Annotated in this window: 20 protein-coding genes; 14 read left to right on the top strand and 6 right to left on the bottom strand. The window is 58.8% G+C overall.

The genetic code is table 11. From position 1 onward, the window contains the following. Positions 1–144: 144 nt before the first annotated feature. Entirely contained in the window at positions 145–843 is a 699-nt protein-coding gene (locus ACUY2T_RS07510) for a 3'-5' exonuclease (protein WP_448308128.1), read from the bottom strand. Positions 844–1311: 468 nt separating this feature from the next. On the opposite strand from ACUY2T_RS07510, the gene ACUY2T_RS07505 reads away from it, so the two are divergent. From ACUY2T_RS07505 to ACUY2T_RS07470, 8 genes are all read left to right on the top strand, one after another. Then, on the top strand, positions 1312–1926 hold the full coding sequence (locus ACUY2T_RS07505; protein WP_448308127.1) for a C40 family peptidase: 615 nt from the start codon (positions 1312–1314) through the stop codon (positions 1924–1926). Positions 1927–2130: 204 nt separating this feature from the next. After that, entirely contained in the window at positions 2131–3348 is a 1218-nt protein-coding gene (locus ACUY2T_RS07500) for an NlpC/P60 family protein (RefSeq protein ID WP_448308126.1), read from the top strand. 32 nt (positions 3349–3380) lie between these two features. Continuing rightward, the gene (locus ACUY2T_RS07495; protein ID WP_448308125.1) at positions 3381–4568 is read left to right on the top strand and encodes a glycosyltransferase family 4 protein; all 1188 of its coding nucleotides are present in this window, start codon (positions 3381–3383) and stop codon (positions 4566–4568) included. Between the two features lie 58 nt (positions 4569–4626). Continuing rightward, a complete protein-coding gene (locus tag ACUY2T_RS07490) occupies positions 4627–5634 on the top strand; it encodes an ROK family protein (protein ID WP_448308131.1) in 1008 nt (335 codons plus the stop codon). Positions 5635–5731: 97 nt separating this feature from the next. Continuing rightward, positions 5732–6460 (top strand): lysophospholipid acyltransferase family protein, encoded by a 729-nt coding sequence (locus ACUY2T_RS07485; protein ID WP_448308124.1) that lies wholly within the window; start codon positions 5732–5734, stop codon positions 6458–6460. Between the two features lie 139 nt (positions 6461–6599). Continuing rightward, on the top strand, positions 6600–7733 hold the full coding sequence (locus ACUY2T_RS07480) for an acyltransferase family protein (RefSeq protein ID WP_448308123.1): 1134 nt from the start codon (positions 6600–6602) through the stop codon (positions 7731–7733). A gap of 30 nt (positions 7734–7763) precedes the next feature. Further along, positions 7764–8291, top strand: coding sequence for a polyadenylate-specific 3'-exoribonuclease AS (locus ACUY2T_RS07475; RefSeq protein ID WP_448308122.1), 528 nt, complete (start codon positions 7764–7766; stop codon positions 8289–8291). Between the two features lie 59 nt (positions 8292–8350). Next, positions 8351–9739 carry a class II 3-deoxy-7-phosphoheptulonate synthase gene (locus ACUY2T_RS07470; RefSeq protein WP_293791351.1) on the top strand — a complete coding sequence of 463 codons (1389 nt, stop codon included), beginning with the start codon at positions 8351–8353 and terminating at the stop codon, positions 9737–9739. A gap of 32 nt (positions 9740–9771) precedes the next feature. Here ACUY2T_RS07470 and pknB read toward each other — a convergent pair whose 3' ends face one another. Then, positions 9772–12036, bottom strand: coding sequence for a Stk1 family PASTA domain-containing Ser/Thr kinase (pknB, locus tag ACUY2T_RS07465; protein ID WP_448308121.1), 2265 nt, complete (start codon positions 12034–12036; stop codon positions 9772–9774). A gap of 259 nt (positions 12037–12295) precedes the next feature. Between pknB and ACUY2T_RS07460 the strand changes: the two genes are divergently transcribed. Then, entirely contained in the window at positions 12296–12661 is a 366-nt protein-coding gene (locus ACUY2T_RS07460) for an Rv2175c family DNA-binding protein (protein WP_293791373.1), read from the top strand. Here ACUY2T_RS07460 and ACUY2T_RS07455 read toward each other — a convergent pair. The 3 genes from ACUY2T_RS07455 to ACUY2T_RS07445 form a co-directional block, all read right to left on the bottom strand. Further along, positions 12561–14123 carry an alpha-(1->6)-mannopyranosyltransferase A gene (locus ACUY2T_RS07455; protein ID WP_448308120.1) on the bottom strand — a complete coding sequence of 521 codons (1563 nt, stop codon included), beginning with the start codon at positions 14121–14123 and terminating at the stop codon, positions 12561–12563. The genes ACUY2T_RS07460 and ACUY2T_RS07455 overlap by 101 nt on opposite strands. Before the next feature lie 71 nt (positions 14124–14194). Beyond that, positions 14195–15949, bottom strand: a complete 1755-nt coding sequence (crtI, locus tag ACUY2T_RS07450; protein WP_448308119.1) for a phytoene desaturase family protein — start codon at positions 15947–15949, stop codon at positions 14195–14197. After that, positions 15950–17119 carry a polyprenyl synthetase family protein gene (locus tag ACUY2T_RS07445; RefSeq protein ID WP_448308118.1) on the bottom strand — a complete coding sequence of 390 codons (1170 nt, stop codon included), beginning with the start codon at positions 17117–17119 and terminating at the stop codon, positions 15950–15952. A gap of 139 nt (positions 17120–17258) precedes the next feature. On the opposite strand from ACUY2T_RS07445, the gene metF reads away from it, so the two are divergent. Continuing rightward, positions 17259–18227: a methylenetetrahydrofolate reductase [NAD(P)H] gene (gene metF, locus ACUY2T_RS07440; RefSeq protein WP_448308117.1), complete on the top strand. Its 969-nt coding sequence runs from the start codon at positions 17259–17261 to the stop codon at positions 18225–18227. Positions 18228–18291: 64 nt separating this feature from the next. Here the strand turns inward: metF and ACUY2T_RS07435 are convergent, their stop codons facing one another. Further along, positions 18292–18924, bottom strand: a complete 633-nt coding sequence (locus ACUY2T_RS07435) for a GNAT family N-acetyltransferase (RefSeq protein ID WP_448308116.1) — start codon at positions 18922–18924, stop codon at positions 18292–18294. Between the two features lie 161 nt (positions 18925–19085). On the opposite strand from ACUY2T_RS07435, the gene ACUY2T_RS07430 reads away from it, so the two are divergent. From ACUY2T_RS07430 to rsmH, 4 genes are all read left to right on the top strand, one after another. Then, positions 19086–19511: an SAV_6107 family HEPN domain-containing protein gene (locus tag ACUY2T_RS07430; RefSeq protein WP_448308115.1), complete on the top strand. Its 426-nt coding sequence runs from the start codon at positions 19086–19088 to the stop codon at positions 19509–19511. Positions 19512–19660: 149 nt separating this feature from the next. After that, positions 19661–20062 (top strand): DUF3040 domain-containing protein, encoded by a 402-nt coding sequence (locus tag ACUY2T_RS07425; RefSeq protein ID WP_448308114.1) that lies wholly within the window; start codon positions 19661–19663, stop codon positions 20060–20062. A 776-nt stretch (positions 20063–20838) separates the two neighbouring features. Continuing rightward, entirely contained in the window at positions 20839–21270 is a 432-nt protein-coding gene (mraZ, locus tag ACUY2T_RS07420; RefSeq protein ID WP_293791342.1) for a division/cell wall cluster transcriptional repressor MraZ, read from the top strand. A 257-nt stretch (positions 21271–21527) separates the two neighbouring features. Then, positions 21528–22586 carry a 16S rRNA (cytosine(1402)-N(4))-methyltransferase RsmH gene (rsmH, locus tag ACUY2T_RS07415; protein ID WP_293791341.1) on the top strand — a complete coding sequence of 353 codons (1059 nt, stop codon included), beginning with the start codon at positions 21528–21530 and terminating at the stop codon, positions 22584–22586. Positions 22587–22623: the final 37 nt, after the last annotated feature.

The raw sequence follows: 22623 nt of genomic DNA, 5'->3' as shown, positions 1-22623 counted from the left end.
CTGCTCGAAACACTCCACTAACTGCTCGCGCTGATATTCACTTAGCGAACTTCGTGCTCTCAATGAAAACTACTCCCCACTAGTCGGTAACTGATTTCTCAGTCCAACTAATGGGGAGCAGTTCAAGAAGGTGGGCGGGATTTTTTAGTTCCGCTCTTGCGACAGAGCCTTTAGTACGTCATAGGTCGCCAAGGCGTCACTCATCGCTCGATGTAGTGGGCGGTGGTTGACCTTGAGATACGACGCCACGTTCCCCAGGCGGTAGCGTCCAACTGACTCTCGCGGAATTAGTGTGCGGGATGCCTCCGCTGTACACACCAGTCGTGGAGTGTAGGGAGGAGAGACAAGCTCGTTTGAAGCGGTGAGCTGGGTGCGCAGCATTTCGTGCTGCAAGAAGGAGAAGTCGAAGAAGACATTGTGCCCAACAAGACGTGGGATGGGGGAGCCGTGTGGGCGGAGGAACCCCAGCAATTCGGGAAGTATGTCCTCAAAGGTGGGCTTGTCGGCCAAGAGCCCTTCGGAGATGCCCGTTAAGTCGGTAATCTCCTCTGGAACCTTTTGTAGCGGGTTGAGGAGTGATGTATAGCGTTGCTGGATCTTTCCGTCTGAGACCCGCAGAGCCGCGATTTCAATTATTCGCTCTTGCTGTGGCCGCAACCCGGTTGTTTCCAAGTCGATCACGATGCAGTCGTGAAGAGTGCGCTGCAGATCCGAGCGTGTGTGCGCCAAGGCGTAGGAATCCGGCATCTCATCTGAACGGCGTGGCTGGCGTGGCTTAGCGGGCCGTGAATCCTCTGAAGCTAGAGGATCGCGGTACGGCGGATTCGACACGGTAGGGGGCATGGGGATCAAGTTTAGCTTTTGGGCGGGGGATGTTGGCACGGTTGCACTGAGGCAGGCGGTTTTTGAAGCGTTATGGGCGTAAAAGACACGCCAAAATTACCTAGTGTGACGAGTATCACATCTGTTATTTTCTGAAAATATCATAAGTGTCAGACCCTGGTAGAGGTAGTGAGTGCATTTACTAAAACCGCAGGTCAGCAATTTATAAAGCTTCGATAACTTTCAGGCTGTAGTTGAGGGTTCGAAAAATCTCGGTTTGATAACAACGGCACGCCTAAGGCTTAAAAAGCCCAGATTTGCGAAACGGCTGGACATGGACCGCAATCATTTCGTAATCTTTTCGAGACCTTAGAGGTGAGCGACAAAGAGCTCACCGCACCGCGGTAGCTGCCGAAGAGTTGCCGGGCGAGGGGATATGGAAAAGCTCCACACCCCAAACAACGGATTGAAAGGTAATTGAGGACTTATATGGGCAAGCACAGCCTGAAGAAGAACAACGTATCCCGCAACGCAGCTGTCGTCGCTGCCGTCGGTGTGGGTGCCGCTGTACTGACCCCCGCTGCCGCCCAGGCTGCGCCGGTCACTCACAAGCAGTCCGGCGTAACCGTAGAGGTTCCGGACCACCTGCTGCCGACCATCAAGCCTTACTTCAAGCAGGCTGGCCTGAGCACCGATGGTGGCAACAAGAAGGCTGCGACTAAGGCTGTCAAGGCTCCGGCTCCAAAGCTGGCTTCTTCCTCTATCGGACAGCGCATTGCGGACATCGCTAAGTCCAAGGTTGGTGCACCGTACTCTTGGGGTGCTTCTGGCCCGAACGCGTTTGACTGCTCCGGCCTGACCTCTTGGGCTCACCGCCAGGTTGGCAAGTCCATCCCGCGTACCTCCTCTGCTCAGGCTTCCGCTGGCAAGAAGGTTTCCTTGAACGCTCTGCAGCCGGGCGATGTTATCTCCTACTACGGTGGCGCATCTCACGTTGCCATCTACATTGGCAATGGCAAGATCGTTCACGCCCTGAACTCTTCCAACCCGGTGCGTATCGACAACCTGCACATGATGCCTGTGTACAACGCGGTTCGCTTCTAATTTTTAGCCAACACCTTCCGGTGTTTCTCTAGCTCAGATGTTGATATCGGGGCTAGTGTTACGGCTGGTGAAGGCGTGAAATGCTGGGGCTGGTGCTATTAGGGCGCCAGTCCCACTTTTGCCCTTTCATGTGGCAGAATATCTATCGGTGAACGGCTCCTTCGGCGGGCCGAAAATTTTTTGAGAACTAAAGAAAGTCCAGTCGTGAACGTGTCGTTTTCCTATTCTCGTGATCGCTCCTCGCGCGGCAGTCGCTCCGGTGCAAACGCTATCGCCAAGGCCACATCTGCGGCGTTGTTAGCTCTCGCAATGGGAGCTACTGTCCCGCAGGCCAGTGCGGATCCACAGAACGCTCCGGGGCGAGGTGACCAGGGGCAGGGAAGCGACAAGAAGGATGACCGCAACGCGGATCAAAAGCGTGCGGAAGAAATCCGTCGCCTACTGGACACACCGATCCCAGCGGATGTTGACGGTCTGCTGAACCACGTAGACAAGGTATCCGGCTACGCCTCGGAGACGTCCGACGAGGTTGAGCAGCTGAAGATCGATATCGACCAGGCCAAGGGGAACCTGGCAAAGGCCAACAAGGCTGCCGATGACTCGCGCAAGAAGGCTGAGAAGCTCAACACGGATGTCAAGGCGTCACGTGCAAATGTCACCGGCGTATCTCGCGCGATGTACCGTGGCGCCACGGTGGATCCGGTCTCTGCTTTTGTTGGCTCCCAAGGCCCGCAGGCTGCAGTCGAGCGTTCTTCTTACCTGACGTCGATTGGTGATCAGCGTGCCGATACCGTGAACACGCTGAGCCAGAAGCTGAAGGATGCTGCTAAGGAGAAGAACAAGGCGAGCCGTTCTAAGGCCACCGCCGATTTCCAGCTGCGTACCCTCAACGATCGCAAGAAGGACCTTGACGATCGCAACAAGGAGCTCGGCGAGCTGAAGGACAAAATCATGAAGGCCGTCGACGGGCTTAGCCCGGAGGATCGTCGACGCTGGATTGATCGCAATGGTCCCATCGACATGAATGTTGAGGAGTTCCTCGGCAAGATGAAGAAGGCCGGTGACTCCGGTGCACCGGTCAATGCAACTGGTGTGGTCGCAGCGGCCTTGTCTAAGTTGGGATCCCCGTACTCCTGGGGTGCCGCCGGCCCGAGCGCTTTCGACTGCTCCGGCCTGATGTTCTGGTCCTACCAGCAGCAGGGTAAGTCCATCCCGCGCACCTCGTCCGCACAGATCGCAGGTGGGCAGCCGGTCTCCATTGACGACCTACAGCCGGGCGACATCGTTGGTTTTTACCCGGGGGTGACCCACGTGGGCATGTACATCGGTGATGGCAAGATCGTCCACGCCTCCGATTACGGCATCCCCGTACAGGTAGTTCCGCTGAACTCCATGCCGATCTCGGGCGCCGCCCGCTACTAAACATCCCATAGCGTGCGGTAGCATCCGTTCGTATGTCCAGCGCAGACCAGCATAGCCATCCCCGCGTCCTCGTCGTCACCAATGACTTCCCGCCTACCTTCGGCGGGATTCAGACGTATGTGCGCGACTACCTCTCCACGCTGGATCCGGCCAAGGTTGTGGTTTTCGCCTCTACCCAACACCGCGAGGATGCAATGGCCTTCGACGGTGAACAGGACTACCACGTCGTCCGATGGCCTCGCAGCATCATGCTGCCCACCCCAGCTACTGCGCGCAAGATGCAGCAGCTGATCCGTGAACATGACATCCACACTGTCTGGTTCGGGGCGGCCGCACCGCTGGCATTGATGGCGAATAGTGCCCGGGCAGCGGGCGCTCGCCGGATTGTTGCCTCCACCCATGGCCACGAGGTCGGATGGTCCATGTTCCCCGGTTCGCGCCACGTCCTTGCCCGCATCGGCCGTACCGTGGATTGCTTGACATATGTTTCGCACTATGCCCGCAATCGAATGGCCGCTGCCTTTGGTCCCTCCGTTGCGTGGGAACCTATGCCAGGTGGCGTCAACACGGATCTCTTCCAACCGAACCCGGCGATGCGAGATGCGCTTCGGGCGCGCTATGGCGTGACGGACGAGAAGGTCATTGTCGCCGTCTCCCGACTGGTTCCACGCAAAGGCCAGGACACTTTGGTAAAGGCCATGCCCGCCATCCTTCGTGAGCACCCGGATGCACATTTGCTTGTCGTCGGACCCGGCGATTACCGCGTGAAGTTGGCGAAACTGGCGCGTCGGCTGGGCGTCACAAAGAACATAACCTTTACCGGTGCGGTCGACGTAGAGGAACTACCAGGCCACTTCGTGGTCGGTGATGTTTTCGCACTCCCGGTGCGAACGCAACTGGGCGGACTGTCCGTAGAAGGGCTCGGGATCGTATTTCTCGAGGCACAAGCCGCGGGAGTCGCTACGGTTTCCGGCAATGGTGGCGGCGCGCCCGAGACAGTGATCGATGGAGAAACAGGGCTGGTCGTGGACTCGCGGGATCTGGACGACGTGGTGGCGCAGATCTCTTCGCTGCTTAGTGACGCCCCCACGCGCCAGCGCCTAGCGACCGCAGCTCGGAAAAACGTGATGGAGAAATGGACGTGGCACGTCCTCGGTTACCAGTGCCGAGCGGTCATGCGAGGCGGGGGAGAGATTCCACCGCGGCATAGCTTCGCCTAGACGTAAATCTTGGGGTAGAACCACAGAGTTTTTATGCAGCCCACGGCTGGCTAGAATGATGAGGTTACATACGGACTACAGAGGGAAGAGGGATCGCTTCGTGACTGGGAGCCTTACCGTGGGCGTGGACATCGGTGGCACGAACCTACGTGCTGCCGTGGTGGACGCGGACGGCCAGATCCTGGACATTGAAAAGCTTCCGACCCCCTCCAATGTTTATGCCCTGGAAACCGCGCTGGTGCATGCTATCGGCTGCCTGCAGCGCCGCAATGAAGGCATCGCCGCAGTGGGATTGGCCGTGGCTGGGTTTATTAATGCGCAGCGCGACACAGTGCGCTTTGCCCCGCACCTGCCATGGCGGAACGCGCAGGTCACCGACAGGCTCAGCGCCAAGTTAGGGCTTCCGGTGGAATTGGAGCACGACGCCAACTCCGCGGCGCTAGGGGAGTACCGATTGGGAGCTGCCCAAGGAGTCGGCACGTGGGTGCTTTTTGCTTTGGGGACCGGAATCGGTGGTGCCGTCATGGTGGATGGCGAGATCTACCGAGGAGCTTTTGGTACAGCCCCGGAGTTTGGGCATCTGACTGTCATGCCAGGTGGTCGTGCATGCCCCTGCGGTAAACAAGGTTGCCTGGAGCGCTATTGCTCGGGTTCGGCCCTGGCACTGACCGCCCAAGACCTGATTGCTACGGGACGCTACCCGGATTCCGCCATTACACGGGAATTCGCCCAGCACCCAGAAGAAATCTCCGGACGAGCCGTAGTTCGCCTGGCGCGTGAGGGAGATCCGTTGGCACGCGCCGCAGTGGAGGACATGGGATTGTGGCTAGGGCGCGGACTGTCGCTGGTGCAAGATGTGTTGGATCCGGAATTGATCGTGATCGGCGGGGGCGTAAGTGCCGATGCAGATCTGTTTCTGGACCAGGCGGAATCCATGCTGAATTACAGCATCGTCGGAGCCGGTCACCGTCCTGTTGCACGGGTAAAGACCGCGCAATTGGGAGGAGATGCCGGTATGATCGGCGTGGCGTTACTGGCGCGCGATCGCCTTCAGACGGGCGCCTAAAGGCTAGCGTTGTGCACGCCGAATACTGCGCCAATTACTGCGCTGCTTTTTGTGGCGCTCACGAGGGAAGTACACAAGGGACGGTAGGTTTTTAGATATGCAAAATAAGGCGTATTGGTTTTTCAAATACATCCTCATCGGCCCATGGCTGCGCGTGTACAACCGTCCTTTTACCAAGGGGCTCGAAAAGCTACCTAAGAAGGGCTCGGGAATCCTGGCTTCCAATCACCTTGCAGTGATGGACTCCTTCTACCTTCCGCTGGTATCCAAGCGCCAGCTGACGTTCCTGGCGAAGAAGGAATACTTCACGACGCCCGGCCTGGTTGGTGGCATTCAGAAGTTCTTCTTCACCTCCGTTGGCCAGGTGCCAATCGACCGCCAGGATAAGGAATCCCAGAACGCCGCTTTGGGCACTGCGCTCAAGGTACTTGAGCGTGGGGATCTGCTGGGCATGTACCCGGAGGGCACGCGTTCCCCGGATGGCCGCATGTACCGAGGCAAGACCGGCCTGGCGCGCATCGCCCTCGCATCTGGGGTGAAGGTCTACCCGGTGGCGATGATCAACACGAACAAGGCCAACCCCATCGGTACGTGGATCCCACGGCCGGCCCGCTGTGGCGTGTATGTCGGAGACCCAATCGACCCGAACGATTTCCGTGATGCCGGCGACGAATACGCCCAGGCTCGGGCGCTGACCGATGCGATCATGGAGGCGCTGCATAAGCTTTCCGGTCAGGAGTATGTCAAGGACTTTTATGCTGCCGATGTGAAGAAGTCCCTGGAGGCAGGTAAGGGCTACCCGGCGGGCTCGGAACCGCGGCAGTAGTGAATGTGCCCCCTCAGCGCTTCCGTGCCAACGACCACACGCACTCCGTTTCCCCGTGGTGAACGGGGCTTTTATGCCGTGCGGCCCGTCGTTGACGGTTTGACTTCAGCAGCGCAAACCTGATCTTGTAATAAGAATCATGTCGAAGGTAGATCAGGGTGCGAGTCGGCCTCAGGCGCGGCCGGTGAAGCAGAGAGTCGAGTGGGCGGACGCCGCCAAAGGGTTTTCCATTGTCGGTGTGTGCATTATGCACGTCGTTACCGGGGTTCCCGGTGGAACGGAAACCCCGCTGGGGCATTTCTCCAGCTTCCTCGATCCTCTCCGAATGCCGCTGTTCTTCCTCGTGTCAGGACTGTTCGCCCATCGCATCCTGGAGCGTTCGTTCGCCGACCTGTGGTATCGACGACTGTGGTTCCTGTTGGTGCCTTACTTGGTCTTTAACCCCTTCCACATTCTGACGCGCATGAGCATCGACGACAACTACTCGCTGATGAACCTGTTTAAGGCGATGCTTCTGGGTAACGTGGGTCTGTGGTTCCTTTATGCGTTGATTCTTTACAACATCTTCGCCTGGGTACTTCGCAAACAGCCGCCATGGCTGGCCATCTTAACCTCCGCTATCCCGCTGGTCATCGGAGCTTTCCTCGGTGGTGGGGAGAACATCTTCTTCCGGCATGTCCTCACTTTTGCCCCCATGTTCTTCATCGGTCTGCACTGCAGAGACTTCTTCTTCCGGCTGGCCAAGCGTGCCTTCAACCCCCTTGTGATACTCGGAAGCGCCGTGTTGTTTTTCAGCTCTGAGTATGTAATGCGGACTCTGGCCAAGACACTCTTTAGCGATTGGACGCCTACGGTTGCGGCTCTGACTTTGGGAACTGACCTATTGCGCTCCGTCCTCGCACTGCCATTTGCCATCGTGGTTGCCGCTTGGCTGTGCGTGATCCCTGTCGTGCGTGAGATCTTCCTTTTCGTGGGCCGGAACACCTTGCAGGTCTACGTGTTCCACCCGTTGGGTCTGTACCTGCTCGGCGAATACGCCGTTACGTTGGCCGAAGCGCATCCGGCGTCGCTCGCTTTCCTGGGCACGATGGCAGGCCAATTGTGGTGGGGTATCGGCGCCTGCGTAGTCGCTTCCATTGTGGGCTATGTAGTGGGCAAGACGCCCCTTATTGGTTGGACGCTGTTCCCACCGGCACTGCGGCGTCCCCAAGAAAAACAGCAACAACCGCGCCAGCAGGTACGGTTCGGCGGTGACCGCACCCTGTCGGCCTAGCCTCAAGCCCAGGCTCTAGACTGGACAACCGTGCGCTACTTCTACGACACAGAGTTCATTGAGGACGGCTCCACCATTGATCTGATCTCAATCGGTGTGGTGGCCGAAGATGGGCGCGAGTTTTACGCAGTCTCCACCGAATTTAACGAGCATCGGGCGGGGCAGTGGGTGAAGAAGAACGTTCTGCCGCAATTGCCGCCGCGCTCCGACAAAGCTTGGATGGATCGCGCGACGATGCGTGCCAAGCTGCACGAATTCCTGGTTCCCGAGCGGGCTACGAAGTCCCGGGGACGTCCCAATGAGCGGCTCGAACTATGGGCCTGGGTGGGGGCTTATGATCACGTGGCGCTGGCTCAGCTATGGGGCGACATGACCGGGCTTCCCGCTGACTTGCCGCGTTTCACCCACGAGCTGAAGCAGCTGTGGGAGATGGCTGGTCGACCACGGTTGCCCGAAAGCCCTAGCAATGCTCACGATGCTCTTGCCGACGCCCGTTTCAATGTCGTGAAATACCGCCTGTCCATGGAAGCATTGAAGGGGTTACCCGGACGTCCATAAAAGCATCTGAAAATAGCCTGATTGCCAAAAGCCGTGGCTAGGTAACGTATGCTCTGTCTATGGCTTGGACTATTGATGCACCGTTAGACGAACTTCCGGATCTACCGCCGCTGCCAGCGGACATGGCGGAAAAATTAGAAGATGCGCTGTCTCGCGACGCGAAGCAGCAGCCTAGCTGGGATCCAGAGCACGCAGGGCGCGTGCGGAAGATCCTGGAATCCGTGCCACCGATTGTGGTGGCTCCCGAAGTTAAGAAGCTGAAGAAGCAACTGGCTGATGTCGCCCTGGGCAAGGCCTTCCTCCTGCAGGGCGGTGACTGTGCGGAGACCTTTGAAACCAATACGGAGCCGCACCTGCGTGGCAACGTGAAGACCCTGCTGCAGATGGCTGTTGTCTTGACCTACGGTGCTTCCACGCCCGTGGTGAAGATGGGACGTATCGCTGGCCAGTACGCCAAGCCACGCTCTGCGGACCGAGATTCCAATGGTCTGTTGAACTACCGTGGCGACTTGGTAAATGGCGTAGAGGCCACCGAGGAAGCTCGCGCCCACGACCCATCCCGCATGGTGCGCGCTTACGCTAACTCTTCCGCAGCAATGAACCTGGTTCGTGCATTGACGAACTCTGGTACCGCTGACCTGTACAAGCTGCATGAGTGGAACCGCGAGTTCGTGGCAACCTCCCCGGCGGGCGCCCGCTACGAGGCGTTGGCGACAGAGATCGACCGTGGCCTGGAGTTCATGTCCGCTTGTGGCGTGACGTCGGAGACGCTGCGGTCCGCAGACATCTTCGCCTCCCATGAGGCGCTAGTTCTGGACTACGAGCGTGCAATGCTGCGCCTGGCTCACGACGAAGAGGGCAATGACGCCCTGTATAACCTGTCCGCGCACCAGGTGTGGATCGGCGAGCGCACCCGTGGCATTGACGATGCGCACATTCGCTTCGCCTCTTTGATCTCCAACCCCGTGGGCGTGAAGATCGGTCCGACGACCACCCCGGAAGAGGCCGTGGGCTACGTCCGTCAGCTGGATCCGAAGAACACCCCGGGTCGATTGACGCTGATTACCCGCATGGGCTACGACAAGATCCGCACGGCGCTGCCTCCGATTGTCGAGGCCGTGGAGGCCACGGGTCACAAGGTCATTTGGCAATGCGACCCTATGCACGGCAACACCTACACCTCAAACAATGGCTACAAGACGCGCGATTTCGACCGCATCATCGACGAAGTTCAGGGATTCTTCGAGGTGCACCGGAAGCTCGGCTCGCACCCTGGCGGTATCCACGTAGAACTGACGGGCGAGGACGTCACCGAGGTTGTCGGCGGTGGTCAGTCCATCACGGATCTGGATCTGCCGGAGCGTTACGCCACTACCGTGGATCCGCGACTGAACACCCAGCAGTCGCTGGAGCTGGCGTTCCTAGTGGCGGAGATGCTGCGCAACTAGGTGGCCGCGACTAGCTGCCTTCGGGACGGCAGCTACACCGTGGTCAACGTGACCACGGCACCCCGGTGGCTGCGGGAGCCGGGGCCGGGGGATTGGCCCAGAACCAAGCCGTTGGGGTCACCCTTGATCTTCACCTCAAAGCCCGCATCCTCTAGCTTTTGGCGAGCCTTTTCCGCGCTGAGACCGATCGTCCACGGCACGCGCTGGGACGTGGACTCGCGGATTTCCACATCCGTGTTCTTCGCAGGATCCACCAGCTTGCCCGCCTGGGGTGACTGCTGTGCAACGTTGCCGGAATCCTCGGAAGAGTCCTCCACAGGTTTGCCTTCAACCGGATTGAGACCTGCCTCGCGCAAAGCCTTACGGGCGTCATCCATAGATAGCCCCGCTACATCCGGTACTTCGATCGCATTCGACAGCACCAGCGTGACCTCCGAACCGGATTCGACTTCCGATCCCTCCTTTGGATCAGTGCGAATCGCCTGACCTGCGGGTATATCCTTGTCGAACTCTTCGGTCTCTTCGGCAACTGTTAGGCCGGCGGACTCCAAGGTCTGCTTTGCGCGGTCGTGTTCTTGCCCCTTGACACCCGGCACCTTCACTGGGCGCTTGCCCTTGCTCATGTGGACAACGACGGTCGAGCCTGTATTGACTTCGGTTCCCGCTGCAGGCTGGACCTCCGCGACATGCCCTTTTGCTATGTCATCGGAGTAGACTTCCTCGCCCTTCTTCAACTTCAAAGTGCGGTCGGTCAGCTTCTTCTCGTAATACTGCAAGCTGGAGTTCGTTCCGGGATCTGGGATAGTCGGCTTGCCTAGGGAAAGCAGTACGGCGACTTCGGAGCCTCGCAGGGCGCGGTGCCCCTTGGCAGGGTCGGTTCCCATGACCGTGTTCTTCTCCGCCTGGTTGTCGTAGCGCTCGTCTAGTTTGGAGCTGAACCCGGCTTCCTCGACGGTGGCTTGTGCCGTGGCTTTATCCATGCCGACCACAGTGGGGATCTCGCCATAGCGACCCGTGGCGAACCACCATCCGCCAAGCGCCACGCCAATAACCAGCGCCAGGAGTACGAGAACCCACACAATGGTGGCCGCCGGTGACTTGTTGCTGAGTTTGTGCACCGGGCGTGCAGGTGCGGGCCGGTGCTGGGGCGACCGATGCGGGGCCGGTCGGTGTGGCACTGGCTGATGCGATGGCCCCACATTGGTATCGGGAGACGGCGCCAATGAGTCAGGATGCTTCGCATAACCTGGTCGGTTCGCCGGATGGTACTGAGTGACGGCAGTATGGTGCGTCTCCGGGCGGGCACGATCCTCCTGGGGGAGGGTGACAGCGCGGGTAGCCATCGACTCGTCATTCCACGGGGTACGTTCGCCGAAGTCGGTACCGGCCAGAGCAGTGCGTACGGCGGACTCAATAGGGGCAGGGACTTCGAAGTCCGGAATATCTAGCTGCTCCGCAGTGTCCTCCACGGCCTGCAGGAACTCGCTGCCATCCTGGAAACGTTGGGCGGGGTCGCGGTGGCACGCACGCAGAACGAGCTCGTCGATCTCCGGTGGAATGTCGGGCATCAACGTGCTGGGAGCGGGCACCGGACGGCTGATACGCGCCATGGCGGTTTCTAGCGGGGAGGCACCCTTGAAAGGAGTGCGGCCAGTCAGCAGTTCGAACAGCAGGATGCCTGCTGAGTACACGTCACTGGCTTGGGTGAGGTTTTCGCCGCGCACTTGCTCGGGGGAAAGATAACCGACGGTGCCGATGACCTGCCCGTTGACGGAGGTCGTTGCGTTCGTGGCATCACCCATCGCGTTATCGATGGCGCGCACGAGGCCGAAGTCCGCGAGCTTTACCTGGTGCTGATCGCTGATCAGCACATTATCCGGTTTGATGTCGCGGTGAATCATCCCTTTGGCGTGGGCGATGGCTAGGGCGTTGAGCATGGGTTGCATCACGGCGATGGCGGCATGCGGGGGCATAGGGCCGCGTTCCTTCAACAATTCGCGCAGGGAGCCGCCTTCGACCAGCTCCATGACGAGGAAAACATAGTCCTCGTCCACACCTTGGTCGAAGACGTTTACGAGCGTTGGGTGGTTGAGCTTCGCTACTGCGCGAGCCTCACGTTCGAAGCGAGTACGGAAGGCGGGTTCGCGGGCGAGCGCTGGATCCATTACCTTGACCGCGACTTCTCGGTCCAGGCGGGTATCGACCGCCGCATAGACTGTGGACATGCCACCGCGGGCGATCTGGGCGCCGATGCGGTAGCGCCACTCCAGCAGGTCTCCCGGATGTAGCTCGCTCACGTCTAGTTTCAGCCTCGTTTTCTCAGCAGTCGTATCTCTTGAGAAGAGATGATTATGAGGGGTGTTTTTGTTCCCCCGTGCGTTCAGAGTTACGCAATAATTCTAGTGGTACTCGTGTCATTATACGTTTAGCCAGGTTCGTGCCCTACTCGTTTCTTTTTGACGCCCACGCGCTACAGTGGCGACCGTGAGTAAACAAAACAAGCACGCAGTAGATCACGGCATTTCCGCACACGTGGAGGGCGAGGCTTCAGGACGCATCCTCGACGAGTCGGTGGGTGGAGTTCCTGCAGGTGAAGAGGTTCTGACTCTTCCCGATGCCGCGGAACGAATGAACTTGGTAATCACCAAGGTCATGGACATGCTGAACAAGAAGCAACTGCTGGCTATTCAGGTTGACGGCATCCGACACATTCCCGCGCGTTTCCTCGGCGAAGACGGTCAACTCAACCGGTTCGTTCCCGGTGCGATCGCTTTGCTCAGCGATGGTGGCTATTCGGATGTGGAGATCCTGGACTACCTGTTTACTGAGGATGATTCTCTGCCCGGGCGTCCGGTTGATGCCCTGCACGGTCACCTTGCCCGCGAGGTGATGCGCCGCGCTCAGGCGATGGCGATTCTGTAGCATGCTTCTGCGGCCGCTGCTGCCGTGGATCCCATAGGCACGCGGCGACGATCCAGGCGAAAACAACTGCAAAGGCGAGCACCCACCACAGAGCGTAGAGGCGGTTATTTCCTCCGCCGTCGAACATGAAGGTGACCCACATGCAGAACACACTGGTGAGATAGATCGTCATTCGCGATTGGCTAGCCAGGAATATCAGCGACAGGGGAGCTGTGTAGTACCACGGCAGCGTCACCGTGTTGAAAACACAGGTGATGGCGTAGGCCACAGCCATGCCGGTGAACGCAGTATGCTCATCGTGCCGGAATAACCACCACGCAATGACGAGCCCCACGAGCATGAGGGCACTGCTCACCGGGCGGATGGCATCCACCAGAACGTTAAACGTCAGATCGTCGTTGATACGCGAAAGGAAAGGTTCAAGTGTGGAAGCAATAAAGGAAGGCAGCGCCAGGGGGTTGATGACCTTAGAGTTACCCGTGACCTCCGTGACCCAGCCCCATGTCTGCTGAGTTGCGACTGTAATCAGCGCCAACACCCCAATGCATGTGGCTGCGCTGGCCAGACCCGTCCAGATCAGGGTTCCGAAACGCCGCCAAGTGTCTGCTAACCCTAGCCAACGGCGCTTGCCCTCTGTATAGGGGAGCGGACCAGCGATACGGGCGACCATTATCCATACAACGAAAGGCAACGCAATAAACGCCGTTGCCTTCAACGCCGCAGCTACACCGATTAGCGCGGCAGCCGCCAGGCCACCGGGGACGGGATGGAGCCTCATTGCGCAAAGACATCCCACCAAGATCAACGCCATCATGAGGTTTTCCGTATGCATGCCACCGATCAAGTGCAGGACGCTAAGGGGGTTAAAAACCCCCAGCCATATAGCCACGTCGGGACGCACACCAAGGTGGGTAGCCAGCTGCGCCACGGCCCAGGCCATTACTAGCACTGATGCGATGGAAACCAGTTTGAAAGCAAGGATGCCGGCAGTGATGTTATCGCCGGTGATCGATGTGATCGCTCGACCGAGCCCCATATGCAGCGGGCCATAAGGGGTTGTGGTGTTTCGCCAATCGGCGCTGACCTCGAACAACAGTGGGCCTGGGTTGGCGGCAGCACCTACCTCGTACGCATTAAACCCATCGCGGGCCAGGGTGCCCTGCATCAGATAAGAGTAAATGTCGCGAGACATTAACGGCCCTGCTAGCGCTAGGGGGCCGATCCATGCGGCGATAGCTGATCGGCGCAGGGTGGCGCCGTGAATCAGAATATGTCGGCCAATAATGATCCAGCTGAGGACCATTGCCAACAGGGCGAACCACATCACCACCGTCATCATGCCAGCGGCATGGCCGAAAGTGAACGAGCTAAGCCCGATGACCTGCATAATGCCGCCTCGGGCACGCACGGCGCCGACGCTGTGGGAGGTGATCGTCAAGACGATGCTGCCAATGAGTCCCATCCATATCGCGCGACTGTAGCTAGTCGATTGCAGTCGGGTGCGAGCCTTTTTTAGAAACGCCTCACCGGCCGTCACAACACACCACCGCCGGTAATACGACGGGCGGCCAACGCTCCAGAGAGGATTACGGTCGGCACGCCCACTCCCGGGGTAGTAGAGGATCCAGCAAGCACTAGGTTGTCCACTCCGAATGCACGGGCATTACGGGGACGGAAGGGCCCGGTCTGGGTAAAGGAGTGCGCCAATGCGAAGGGGCTGCCAGCGCCGAAGCCGTGATCCGCCTGCCATGTTGCCGGCGTTTCCACCCGTGCGACACTGAAGTTCTCGGTGATGCCGGAGTATCCACGGGACTCCAAGGACCTTAAGAGCTCCTGGACATAGGGGTCGGTGATGTTGTGCCAGTCGATATCCGCGGAGCGCAGGTTCGGTGCCGGAGCGAGAATGCTCAAGGGTTCGAAAGTGTCCGTGCCTGGAGACGTGGCGTCGCCACCAAAGGCGCGTTCGGGCACCGTGCGTGCCGGACGAGTGAGTAGCAGTGAAGGATCGCTCATCAGCGACCCCCGACCGTGAGTGGCCGTAATCTCGCGGAAGGTTTCGTCCCATGCCTCGCCAAAACTAATGGTGTGATGGCTTTGGGAATCCCACGCGCCGGACACGGCCGTGGGGATGGTTCCGTGGATCACGACGGCCGAAGGGGACCAGCGCAGTGGCGCTGCCTTGCGCCACAACCGGCGGACAAAGGAACGAGACACCAGCCCACTCGTGCGCCCCGATTGTGTCAGCAGATTGCCAATCACCGGAAGGTCGGGGGTTGCCACGACAGCATCGCAGGGGATGTGTTCGCCGGTGCGGGTGCGTACACCGGTAATCAGATCCTCGGAGAAGTCCACGTGCTCGACGGGGTCTGCGGTGATGATTCGGCCACCCGCAGCGCGCACAGCGGCGGCCATGACCTCAGGGACCTCGCTCATGGAGAAGCTGGGGTAGAACACTCCCATGGAGGTATCCATGTGCGAGATCACGGTGTAGACGGCGCGCGCGTTCTTCGGTGCCACACCCGCGTACAGGGCTTGGAAAGTAAAGAGCCGCTGTAGCTCGGTATCGGGGAGGTGCCGTGCCGCGGTCTTGCCGAGGCTGCCGAAGGCGCCGAGGGAGCCCAAGTGGCTGAGGTCCGACGCCGCAGCGGGCGTGGAAAACAAATCCAGCGCACCGTCGAAGTCCGCGGCCAAGAAGTTTTCGAAGCTGGCGCTGAAGACATCCTGGGACCACTGGCGGTGGTGAAGGTAACCGGCTGCAAGCTTGTCCGCCGCCGCTTTATCCAGACCTTTGGATGCTGCGAAACGGCGTATCTCTGCCACCATCGCGTCGCGTCCGGCAAAAACTTCGGCGTGACGTCCACTGGCGAATTGTGCATGATAGGCCGGTGCGAGTCGCCGTGGCGCCCATGGATGCTCCAAACCCAGCTGCTTGGCAGCAGAATCAGAGCGTAGGTCGATGTCGACGGAAGCTACCGCGGATTCGATCAGGCTGGGCATTGTCAAAACGGTAGCGCCCGTATCGGCGATGTAGTCTCCGTGTGCACTGGTGAGTTGCTCGCTGCGGCAGCGTCCACCGACGGTATTGGAAGCCTCAATGACTGTGACATCCCGTCCTGCGGAGAGCAGGCGCAGTGCGGCGGAGAGTCCCGCTAGACCTGCGCCAATTACAACGACGCGCTCGCCATTGCCTGGCAGTCGTCGGCGCAATGTGGGGCGCGTCATTGGCACCAAAGGGCTCGGTAGGCTCAGGTGTCGCCGCCCATCGGCGGAGCGAGTGGATAGCTTCATTTAAAACCTCCGGTGCGTTAGTTTGTCCGCCAAGGCAGTCAGTTCTGTGGTGATGTCTGTACCCAACCCGCCGGATTTTAGAGATTCGATGGCTCTTTGAGTACGTGCTTCGATGAGAGCCTCTACCTCGGATTGTGCGCCAGTGTCGTGGATGATGTCTCGCAGACGCTCGATGTCGGCCTCCGACGATTCCTCGCCTTGTCCCAGCCCCTCCCGAAGGGCGGCGATCTGGGTTGCGCTACCTCGGCGCAATGCCTCGTTGATGAGTGTCGTACGTTTGCCCGTGCGTAGGTCGTCGCCAGATGGTTTGCCTGTGATTTCCGGGTCGCCGAAGACCCCCAATTGGTCATCTCGTAATTGGAAGGCCTCGCCGATGTCCTGACCCACCCCGCGGAGCATGGTTTGAGTTTGTTCATTGGCTCCCGCCAGCGCAGCTCCGATGTGTAGCGGTCGGGCCACGGTGTAGGAGGCGGTCTTGTACTTAATGACGGCGAAGGAGTCTGCAACATCCTCGCTACCGTTTGCCTCGACAGCGATGTCCAAAATCTGGCCGGCAATAACTTCAGTGCGCATCGCGCGCCACGCGGGGCGGGCTCGACGCAATGCGGTATCGCTGAGACCCGAATCGTTGTACAGATCGTCTGCCCAGGCAAAAGCGAGATCGCCGAGGAGGATAGCTTGGCTTATCCCATAGTGCTCAGAAGAGCCCAACCAACCGCGTTCGCGGTGCTTGCCCTCGAAGGTGCGATGGGCAGTGGGGAAGCCGCGCCGGGTATCAGAGCGGTCGATAATGTCATCGTGAATCAGCGCACAGGCCTGGATGAATTCGAACGCGGACAGCGCATTGAGTACGGAGTGGGGGGTGAAGTTGGTGGTGAGGGACGAGGTGGCGTTATTTTCCTTTTCGCAAAGAGCCTCCAACGACCCGCCGCCGCCTTCGAGCGCCGCGCGGATACCTGCCCAGGCGAAAGTCGGACGCACGCGCTTACCACCGTTGACGATAAAGTCACGAAGTACCGTGATGGCACCACTGACGAGGGGATTGATATGAGAAAACTCCTCGTGCGAGTGGTTCAAATGCTCAACTAGCTGGGCATCGACGGCGGCTTTGACCGCGGACAGTGGGGAATCGAGGCGCCAGGGGTGTGCTGCCTGCTCATCGGTACTCATGGTTTTCCATTCTAAGCGGTTGGGCGTCAAGTGCGAAGAACGCTTGTATGGCGGGGCGTGGGGGTGAGCGAGTATCGAATTTCGGCGAATTATTGCCAATGTCTTGAAATGGACAGCTCTGTCTATATGATCTTTGGGTATGGCTAGTATCCGCAGGCAGGTTGCCGTATCCCAGTCACTTTCCCTCCATACGCCGGGGCGTGTACCGTTCTCTGTCGAGTTCATGCCGCCGCGCGATGACGCTGCCGAGGAGCGGCTCTGGAATGCAGCGGAAGCTTTCCACGATCTCGGTGTGAGCTTCGTATCCGTGACCTACGGCGCCGGCGGAAGCACCCGCGAGCGCACTCTGCGCGTTGCCGAGCGACTGGGCACCAAGCCGCTGACCACTCTGGTGCATATGACGCTGGTGCAGCACACACAGGAAGAGCTGCGGGAGATGCTGCGCACCTATGCATCGCTGGGGCTGACCAATCTGCTAGCTCTGCGCGGCGACCCGCCGGGCGACCCTAACGCTGAATGGGTGGCTACACCGGGTGGTCTAAATTACGCCAGCGAGTTGATCGACATGATTCGTGAGATGCCCGAATGTGCGGACTTTGACATCGGCATCGCCAGCTTCCCGGAAGGTCACTACCGCACCGGATCGCTAGAGCAAGATACCGAATACACCTTGGCGAAACTTCGCGCCGGGGCACAGTATTCCATTACACAGATGTTCTTTGATGTGGACCATTACCTGCGTCTGCGTGACCGGTTAGCCAAGGCGGACCCGGAACATGGGCAGAAGCCGATCATCCCAGGGCTTATGCCGATTACGTCGCTGCGTAGCGTGCGGCGCCAAATGGAGCTGGCGGGTGCTGCCCTGCCACCGGAATTGGAGAAGCGTCTACTCGATGCCGCTGCAGGAGATGAGGTGGCTAACCGTGATGCCATTCGCGAGGTGGGCATTGAGGTGACCACCGAGATGGCGGAGCGCCTGATTGCCGAAGGCGTGCCAGATCTGCACTTCATGACGATGAATAACGTGCGGGCTACTCAGGAGGTTCTGCACAATTTGGGAATGGCGCCAGCATGGGGGCAGGGGCTTGGGCACGACATGGTTCGCTAGGCACCTCGGTAGTGGAGTCGCTAGATGCCCAGCAGTGGCCCTGTATTGGTGAGCTATTGGTGAGTTAGTTGCACGTTCGCTGCAGGATGCCGAATGGTCGCGGATCTGCAGGGAACTTGAAGTTTCGCAGCACATCGGTGAACCCGGCTCGGCGATAAAGCTGCCAGGCGGCATTTGCTTCACCTTCTACCTCCGGAGTGGAGAGCATCACTGTACTCTGCGGCGTTCGCTGGAGGAGGTCGTTGAGGATTTTGGTGCCGACGCCCTCACCCTGCGCTGGGGGCAGGACATGTATCTCGGAGAGCTCTGCGTAGGTATGCAGTATGCGGGACACCTCTGTGCGGGAGTATCCGTTAAGAACCAGGCCGCGTGCGACCTGCCGATACCACCATGTTTGCGGGGAACCGCGAAAGGTGAAGCCGATTCCGATGCAACGCTGGCGTGAATTGTCTGGGTCTGGAGCTTCGTCAGCGTGGTGTAGGAGCGCCATGGTGCAGGTGAAGTCCGGCTGGGAGGCGTTGTAGAACCACAGGGATTTGCGCTGTGGATGGGTCTCTTTGGGGTAGTTCATTGCGGCGAGGTGAATGTCGATGAGCTCGTCGAGCCGCGCAATGAACTGGCGGTTGTTGACAGGGGTGATGGATACGCGCAGGGAGGAATCGTCGGAAGTTGGTTGGGCGTACGTGTCCTGGGGCATGGAAACAATAGTGCCACCTTCTGGCGGAATGAACTCAAAAATAGACAATAAGACATGTGTTCGATTATTGTCGGCTTGGGGCTGGGTGGTGTCCAGGGAACTTTCTAATGTGAGACCCAAAACTTGCATAGAACAGCGACTGAGCAAACTAGGGGATGAGAATGATGGCCGTACAGGAAAAGCAGATTGGAGCCCGGGCTAGGTACAGTCGCTCCCTGGGCGCGAGGGGGTTCCTGGACGAGGCAGAGCGACAGCTGGCACTGTCGCGAGCGGAACTGCGCGAGCCAGAGGCGATCGTATATGCCTACCGCGCCGGGCTGAGGGCGGCAGGGGCGTTGATTGAATGGGAGATGGCCTCGCGGAAGCGTCGCCCTTCCGGGAGCGCGTGGGCAAAGCTGAGGGTGCTTCGCCCGGATCTTGAAGATTGGGCTGAAACCTTTGAAGCGCATGCCCGAGTGGCGAGCCGGGCTGGCTTGGGGCTTAGCCAGGGAATACCTGCGGATTCCCGGGGCGTGATTTACCGCGATGCTTGCGATCTAGTAGACCTAGCGCGAGCGGCGGTGGATTACCTACCAAAGGTGGCCTAGAGCTCCTCAAACAATGCACATCATTGTTTGAAAACCGCAGGTTGATGTAGGGTGGGTGGGGTAAACACGGGTGGAGCGCACCCGGGCTGGAAACTTTTTCTGCGGGTTGTCCGTTGGAAGAAGTAGCCGCAAAGAATTGGGAGGTCGCGATGGCTCTATCAGAGCAAGAGCAGAGGATGCTCGCGGAGATCGAACAGGCGCTGATTGCTGAGGATCCGCGCCTGGCGAAGCAGGCTTCCACCAATGGCAAGCGGACAATGAACTTCAACATCCGTTCTATCGCGCTCATTGTTCTCGGGCTCACGGTGATGGTTGGTGGGATTGCAGCCTCTCAACTGTCGCTGTGGTTCGTGGCTCTAAGTGTCCTCGGATTTTTGATCATGTTCGGTGGTGGCTTGCTGGCTTTCCAGCCGAATGAGGATCCGGAGGCTGCAGCTATCAAGCGCTCCAAGGCGGGAAAGCCCCGCAAGGCACGTGCCCTGAAGGGAACGTCCGGTGGCGGGCTCGGCGATCGGATGGAAGATAGTTTCCGCCGTCGCTTTGAGCGTTAAAGCGTTGCGGAACAAGAAAACCACCGCCTCCCAGCCGGGAGGACGGTGGTTTTTAGTTTGCGGCTGGGGCTAGTTTCACCCTTGAGTCAGGGGACTTCTACTTCTTCGGGGATTTACCGTGGCGCGATGTGGGAATTGTTGGGGCATCGAGTTTGAGTCAGTACAACCTATCCAGCACGCTGGCATTTTCGATCTCTAGGGGTGGGGTGCATGCCTCGTAGTTGCCGGTTGTGTAGCGCATGTCGTATCTCCTTGGTCGGTATCGAACTTGCTACATAATTCAGGCTAGCACTCAAAAGGTAAACCTTATTTTTCGGTGTGCGAGTTGGGTGTGGGCGCCCCACTTTCCCCCACTTTGAATATTCTATGCATAGTCATCCGGGGTGAAGGGTGGTCGTGTGTAAGGGGGAAACGCTGTCTACCTGTGCTAAAACGGTGCTTTTAGTAGGGGGCTCGGGGTGGGGGAGAGTGTGGCGTCGTAGTAAAGAAGAGGGGGGATGTAAAGATCGTGCGTTGGTTGTGAAGGTGTGCTTTGTGGCTAGAGTGCTGGTTGGGGACACTTTGAGAAAGAAGTGGGGAGAAAAAAGCGCACACAAAAGCTCGTGTTGTAGAGATTGTGGGGAGGAGTGGGGTAAAGTGGGGATCGTTGGGGCGAAGCTGTGCCAACAATTCCAAACTTCATAGAGAAACCAATGTTCAGGGTGATTTTTACCCTTGATTCACAACGGACACGGCATAGCAAGGCGCAAGATCATTCATAGAAAGGGGCCGATGACATGTTTTTCGGCACCTTTACGCCGAAGCTCGACGACAAGGGTCGATTGACTCTGCCGGCGAAGTTTCGCGAAGAACTTGCGGACGGCTTGATGGTTGTGAAAGGGCAGGATCGCAGCCTGGCTGTATATCCCAAGGCTGAATTCCTTGTGCGGGCAAAGAAGGCTGCTGAGGCTTCGCGCACCAACCCGAAGGCTCGCGCATTCGTGCGAAACCTTGCTGCCAGCGCCGATGAGCAGGCGCTGGATTCGCAGGGGAGGATTTCGGTTTCGGCGTTGCACCGTAACTACGCGGGGCTCTCGAAGGAGTGCGTAGTAATCGGCAATGTCGACTTCATTGAGATTTGGGATGCCGCGAGCTGGGAAGAATACAGCGCTGAGCACGAAGAGGATTTCTCGGACGGCGACGACGAAGTGCTGGCTTCCTTCCTCTAGAAGCGCGTGGAACGACAACGCAAGACGACAAATTAATAGTGGACAACAGAGTGTGCGCAGGCCCTTACCTGCGTGGACGACGCGGAACCTTGACGTACTTCCCCGATGTCAAGCCCGCACCCACGCAGGTGAGGCCCTGTTCGCACTCTTTTAACTTTTGAGTCACATAAGTATCTATGTGGCTCATGAAATACAAAGAGCCCCAGTTTGGGGATAGGAATCTAGAGATAACGCAGCTAGGGAAGGAGGGAAAGCTAATGACCGACGGGCAGGCACAGCCGGCCAAGCCGCACAACGAGCACGGCCATATTCCAGTCATGCGCGACCGCATGGTTGAGCTTGTCGGGTTGGGTGTGCACAGTGCCCAGGCGCCGGAACGCCCCCTAATCGTAGACGGCACCCTCGGTGCTGGTGGGCACAGCGAAGCTTTTCTCGACGCCTTTCCGCATGCCATCGTGGTGGGGCTAGACCGTGATCCCAATGCGCTCGCAGAGGCGAATGAACGTCTGGCAGGCTACGGCGATCGCTTCGTTTCCTATCAGACACGCTTTGACGGAGTGACCGACGCGCTTGAAGACCTCATGGATCAAGGGGCAATTCCTTCCAGCGTGCGTGAGAGTGGAATTTCTGGTTTCCTCTTCGACCTGGGCGTCTCCTCCATGCAGCTCGATCAACCGGAGCGCGGATTCGCCTATGCAGTCGATGCGCCGCTGGACATGCGCATGGATCCCAGCAGCCCTCTGACTGCTGCCGACATTCTGAATACCTACAGCCACGGCGAGATTGCTCGCATTCTCAAGACCTATGGCGATGAAAGGTTCGCAGGGAAGATCGCTTCCGCCGTTGTGCGTGAGCGGGAGAAGCAACCTTTCGACAGCTCCGCTCGGCTTGTTGAGTTGCTCTATGCCACGATCCCGGCGGCGTCTCGTCGAACGGGTGGACACCCGGCCAAGCGCACGTTCCAAGCACTCCGTGTTGAGGTTAACGCAGAACTCGAATCCCTGGAGAAGCTGATTCCCGAGATTTCCCGTTGGCTCCACGTCGGCGGCGTAGGCGTGTTTATGAGCTACCAATCGCTGGAAGACAAGATCGTCAAGAAGGAATTGGTGCAGCTCAGCAGCTCGAAGACGCCCCCTGGGCTGCCTATGGAACTGCCCGGGATGGAAGCCGAATTTGAGCTACGCACGCGGGGAGCCGAGAAAGCAAGCGAAGCAGAAATCGAGCAGAACTCTCGTGCAGCACCTGTGAGGGTAAGAGCCTTCAGCAGGGTCAACGACAGAGGAAAAACCACATTTCCGCTGGACACGCCCAGTTAGCTAAGCAAAACCCCCAAACATCACTGATAGAAACAAA

It is taken from the genome of Corynebacterium sp. 22-2729 (assembly GCF_053479475.1).
Note: the sequence above shows the minus strand (reverse complement) of the source record. Positions and strands in the feature narration are given on the sequence as shown.

What these genes read in the sequence shown, in the direction of transcription:
- ACUY2T_RS07510 (WP_448308128.1), bottom strand. Translation starts at nt 843, where the DNA reads ATGCCCCCTACCGTGTCGAATCCGCCGTACCGCGATCCTCTAGCTTCA.
- ACUY2T_RS07505 (WP_448308127.1), top strand. Translation starts at nt 1,312, where the DNA reads ATGGGCAAGCACAGCCTGAAGAAGAACAACGTATCCCGCAACGCAGCT.
- ACUY2T_RS07495 (WP_448308125.1), top strand. Translation starts at nt 3,381, where the DNA reads ATGTCCAGCGCAGACCAGCATAGCCATCCCCGCGTCCTCGTCGTCACC.
- ACUY2T_RS07490 (WP_448308131.1), top strand. Translation starts at nt 4,627, where the DNA reads ATGAGGTTACATACGGACTACAGAGGGAAGAGGGATCGCTTCGTGACT.
- ACUY2T_RS07485 (WP_448308124.1), top strand. Translation starts at nt 5,732, where the DNA reads ATGCAAAATAAGGCGTATTGGTTTTTCAAATACATCCTCATCGGCCCA.
- ACUY2T_RS07480 (WP_448308123.1), top strand. Translation starts at nt 6,600, where the DNA reads ATGTCGAAGGTAGATCAGGGTGCGAGTCGGCCTCAGGCGCGGCCGGTG.
- ACUY2T_RS07470 (WP_293791351.1), top strand. Translation starts at nt 8,351, where the DNA reads ATGGCTTGGACTATTGATGCACCGTTAGACGAACTTCCGGATCTACCG.
- ACUY2T_RS07455 (WP_448308120.1), bottom strand. Translation starts at nt 14,123, where the DNA reads ATGGGACTCATTGGCAGCATCGTCTTGACGATCACCTCCCACAGCGTC.
- crtI (WP_448308119.1), bottom strand. Translation starts at nt 15,949, where the DNA reads ATGAAGCTATCCACTCGCTCCGCCGATGGGCGGCGACACCTGAGCCTA.
- ACUY2T_RS07445 (WP_448308118.1), bottom strand. Translation starts at nt 17,119, where the DNA reads ATGAGTACCGATGAGCAGGCAGCACACCCCTGGCGCCTCGATTCCCCA.
- metF (WP_448308117.1), top strand. Translation starts at nt 17,259, where the DNA reads ATGGCTAGTATCCGCAGGCAGGTTGCCGTATCCCAGTCACTTTCCCTC.
- ACUY2T_RS07435 (WP_448308116.1), bottom strand. Translation starts at nt 18,924, where the DNA reads ATGCCCCAGGACACGTACGCCCAACCAACTTCCGACGATTCCTCCCTG.
- ACUY2T_RS07430 (WP_448308115.1), top strand. Translation starts at nt 19,086, where the DNA reads ATGATGGCCGTACAGGAAAAGCAGATTGGAGCCCGGGCTAGGTACAGT.
- ACUY2T_RS07425 (WP_448308114.1), top strand. Translation starts at nt 19,661, where the DNA reads ATGGCTCTATCAGAGCAAGAGCAGAGGATGCTCGCGGAGATCGAACAG.
- mraZ (WP_293791342.1), top strand. Translation starts at nt 20,839, where the DNA reads ATGTTTTTCGGCACCTTTACGCCGAAGCTCGACGACAAGGGTCGATTG.
- rsmH (WP_293791341.1), top strand. Translation starts at nt 21,528, where the DNA reads ATGACCGACGGGCAGGCACAGCCGGCCAAGCCGCACAACGAGCACGGC.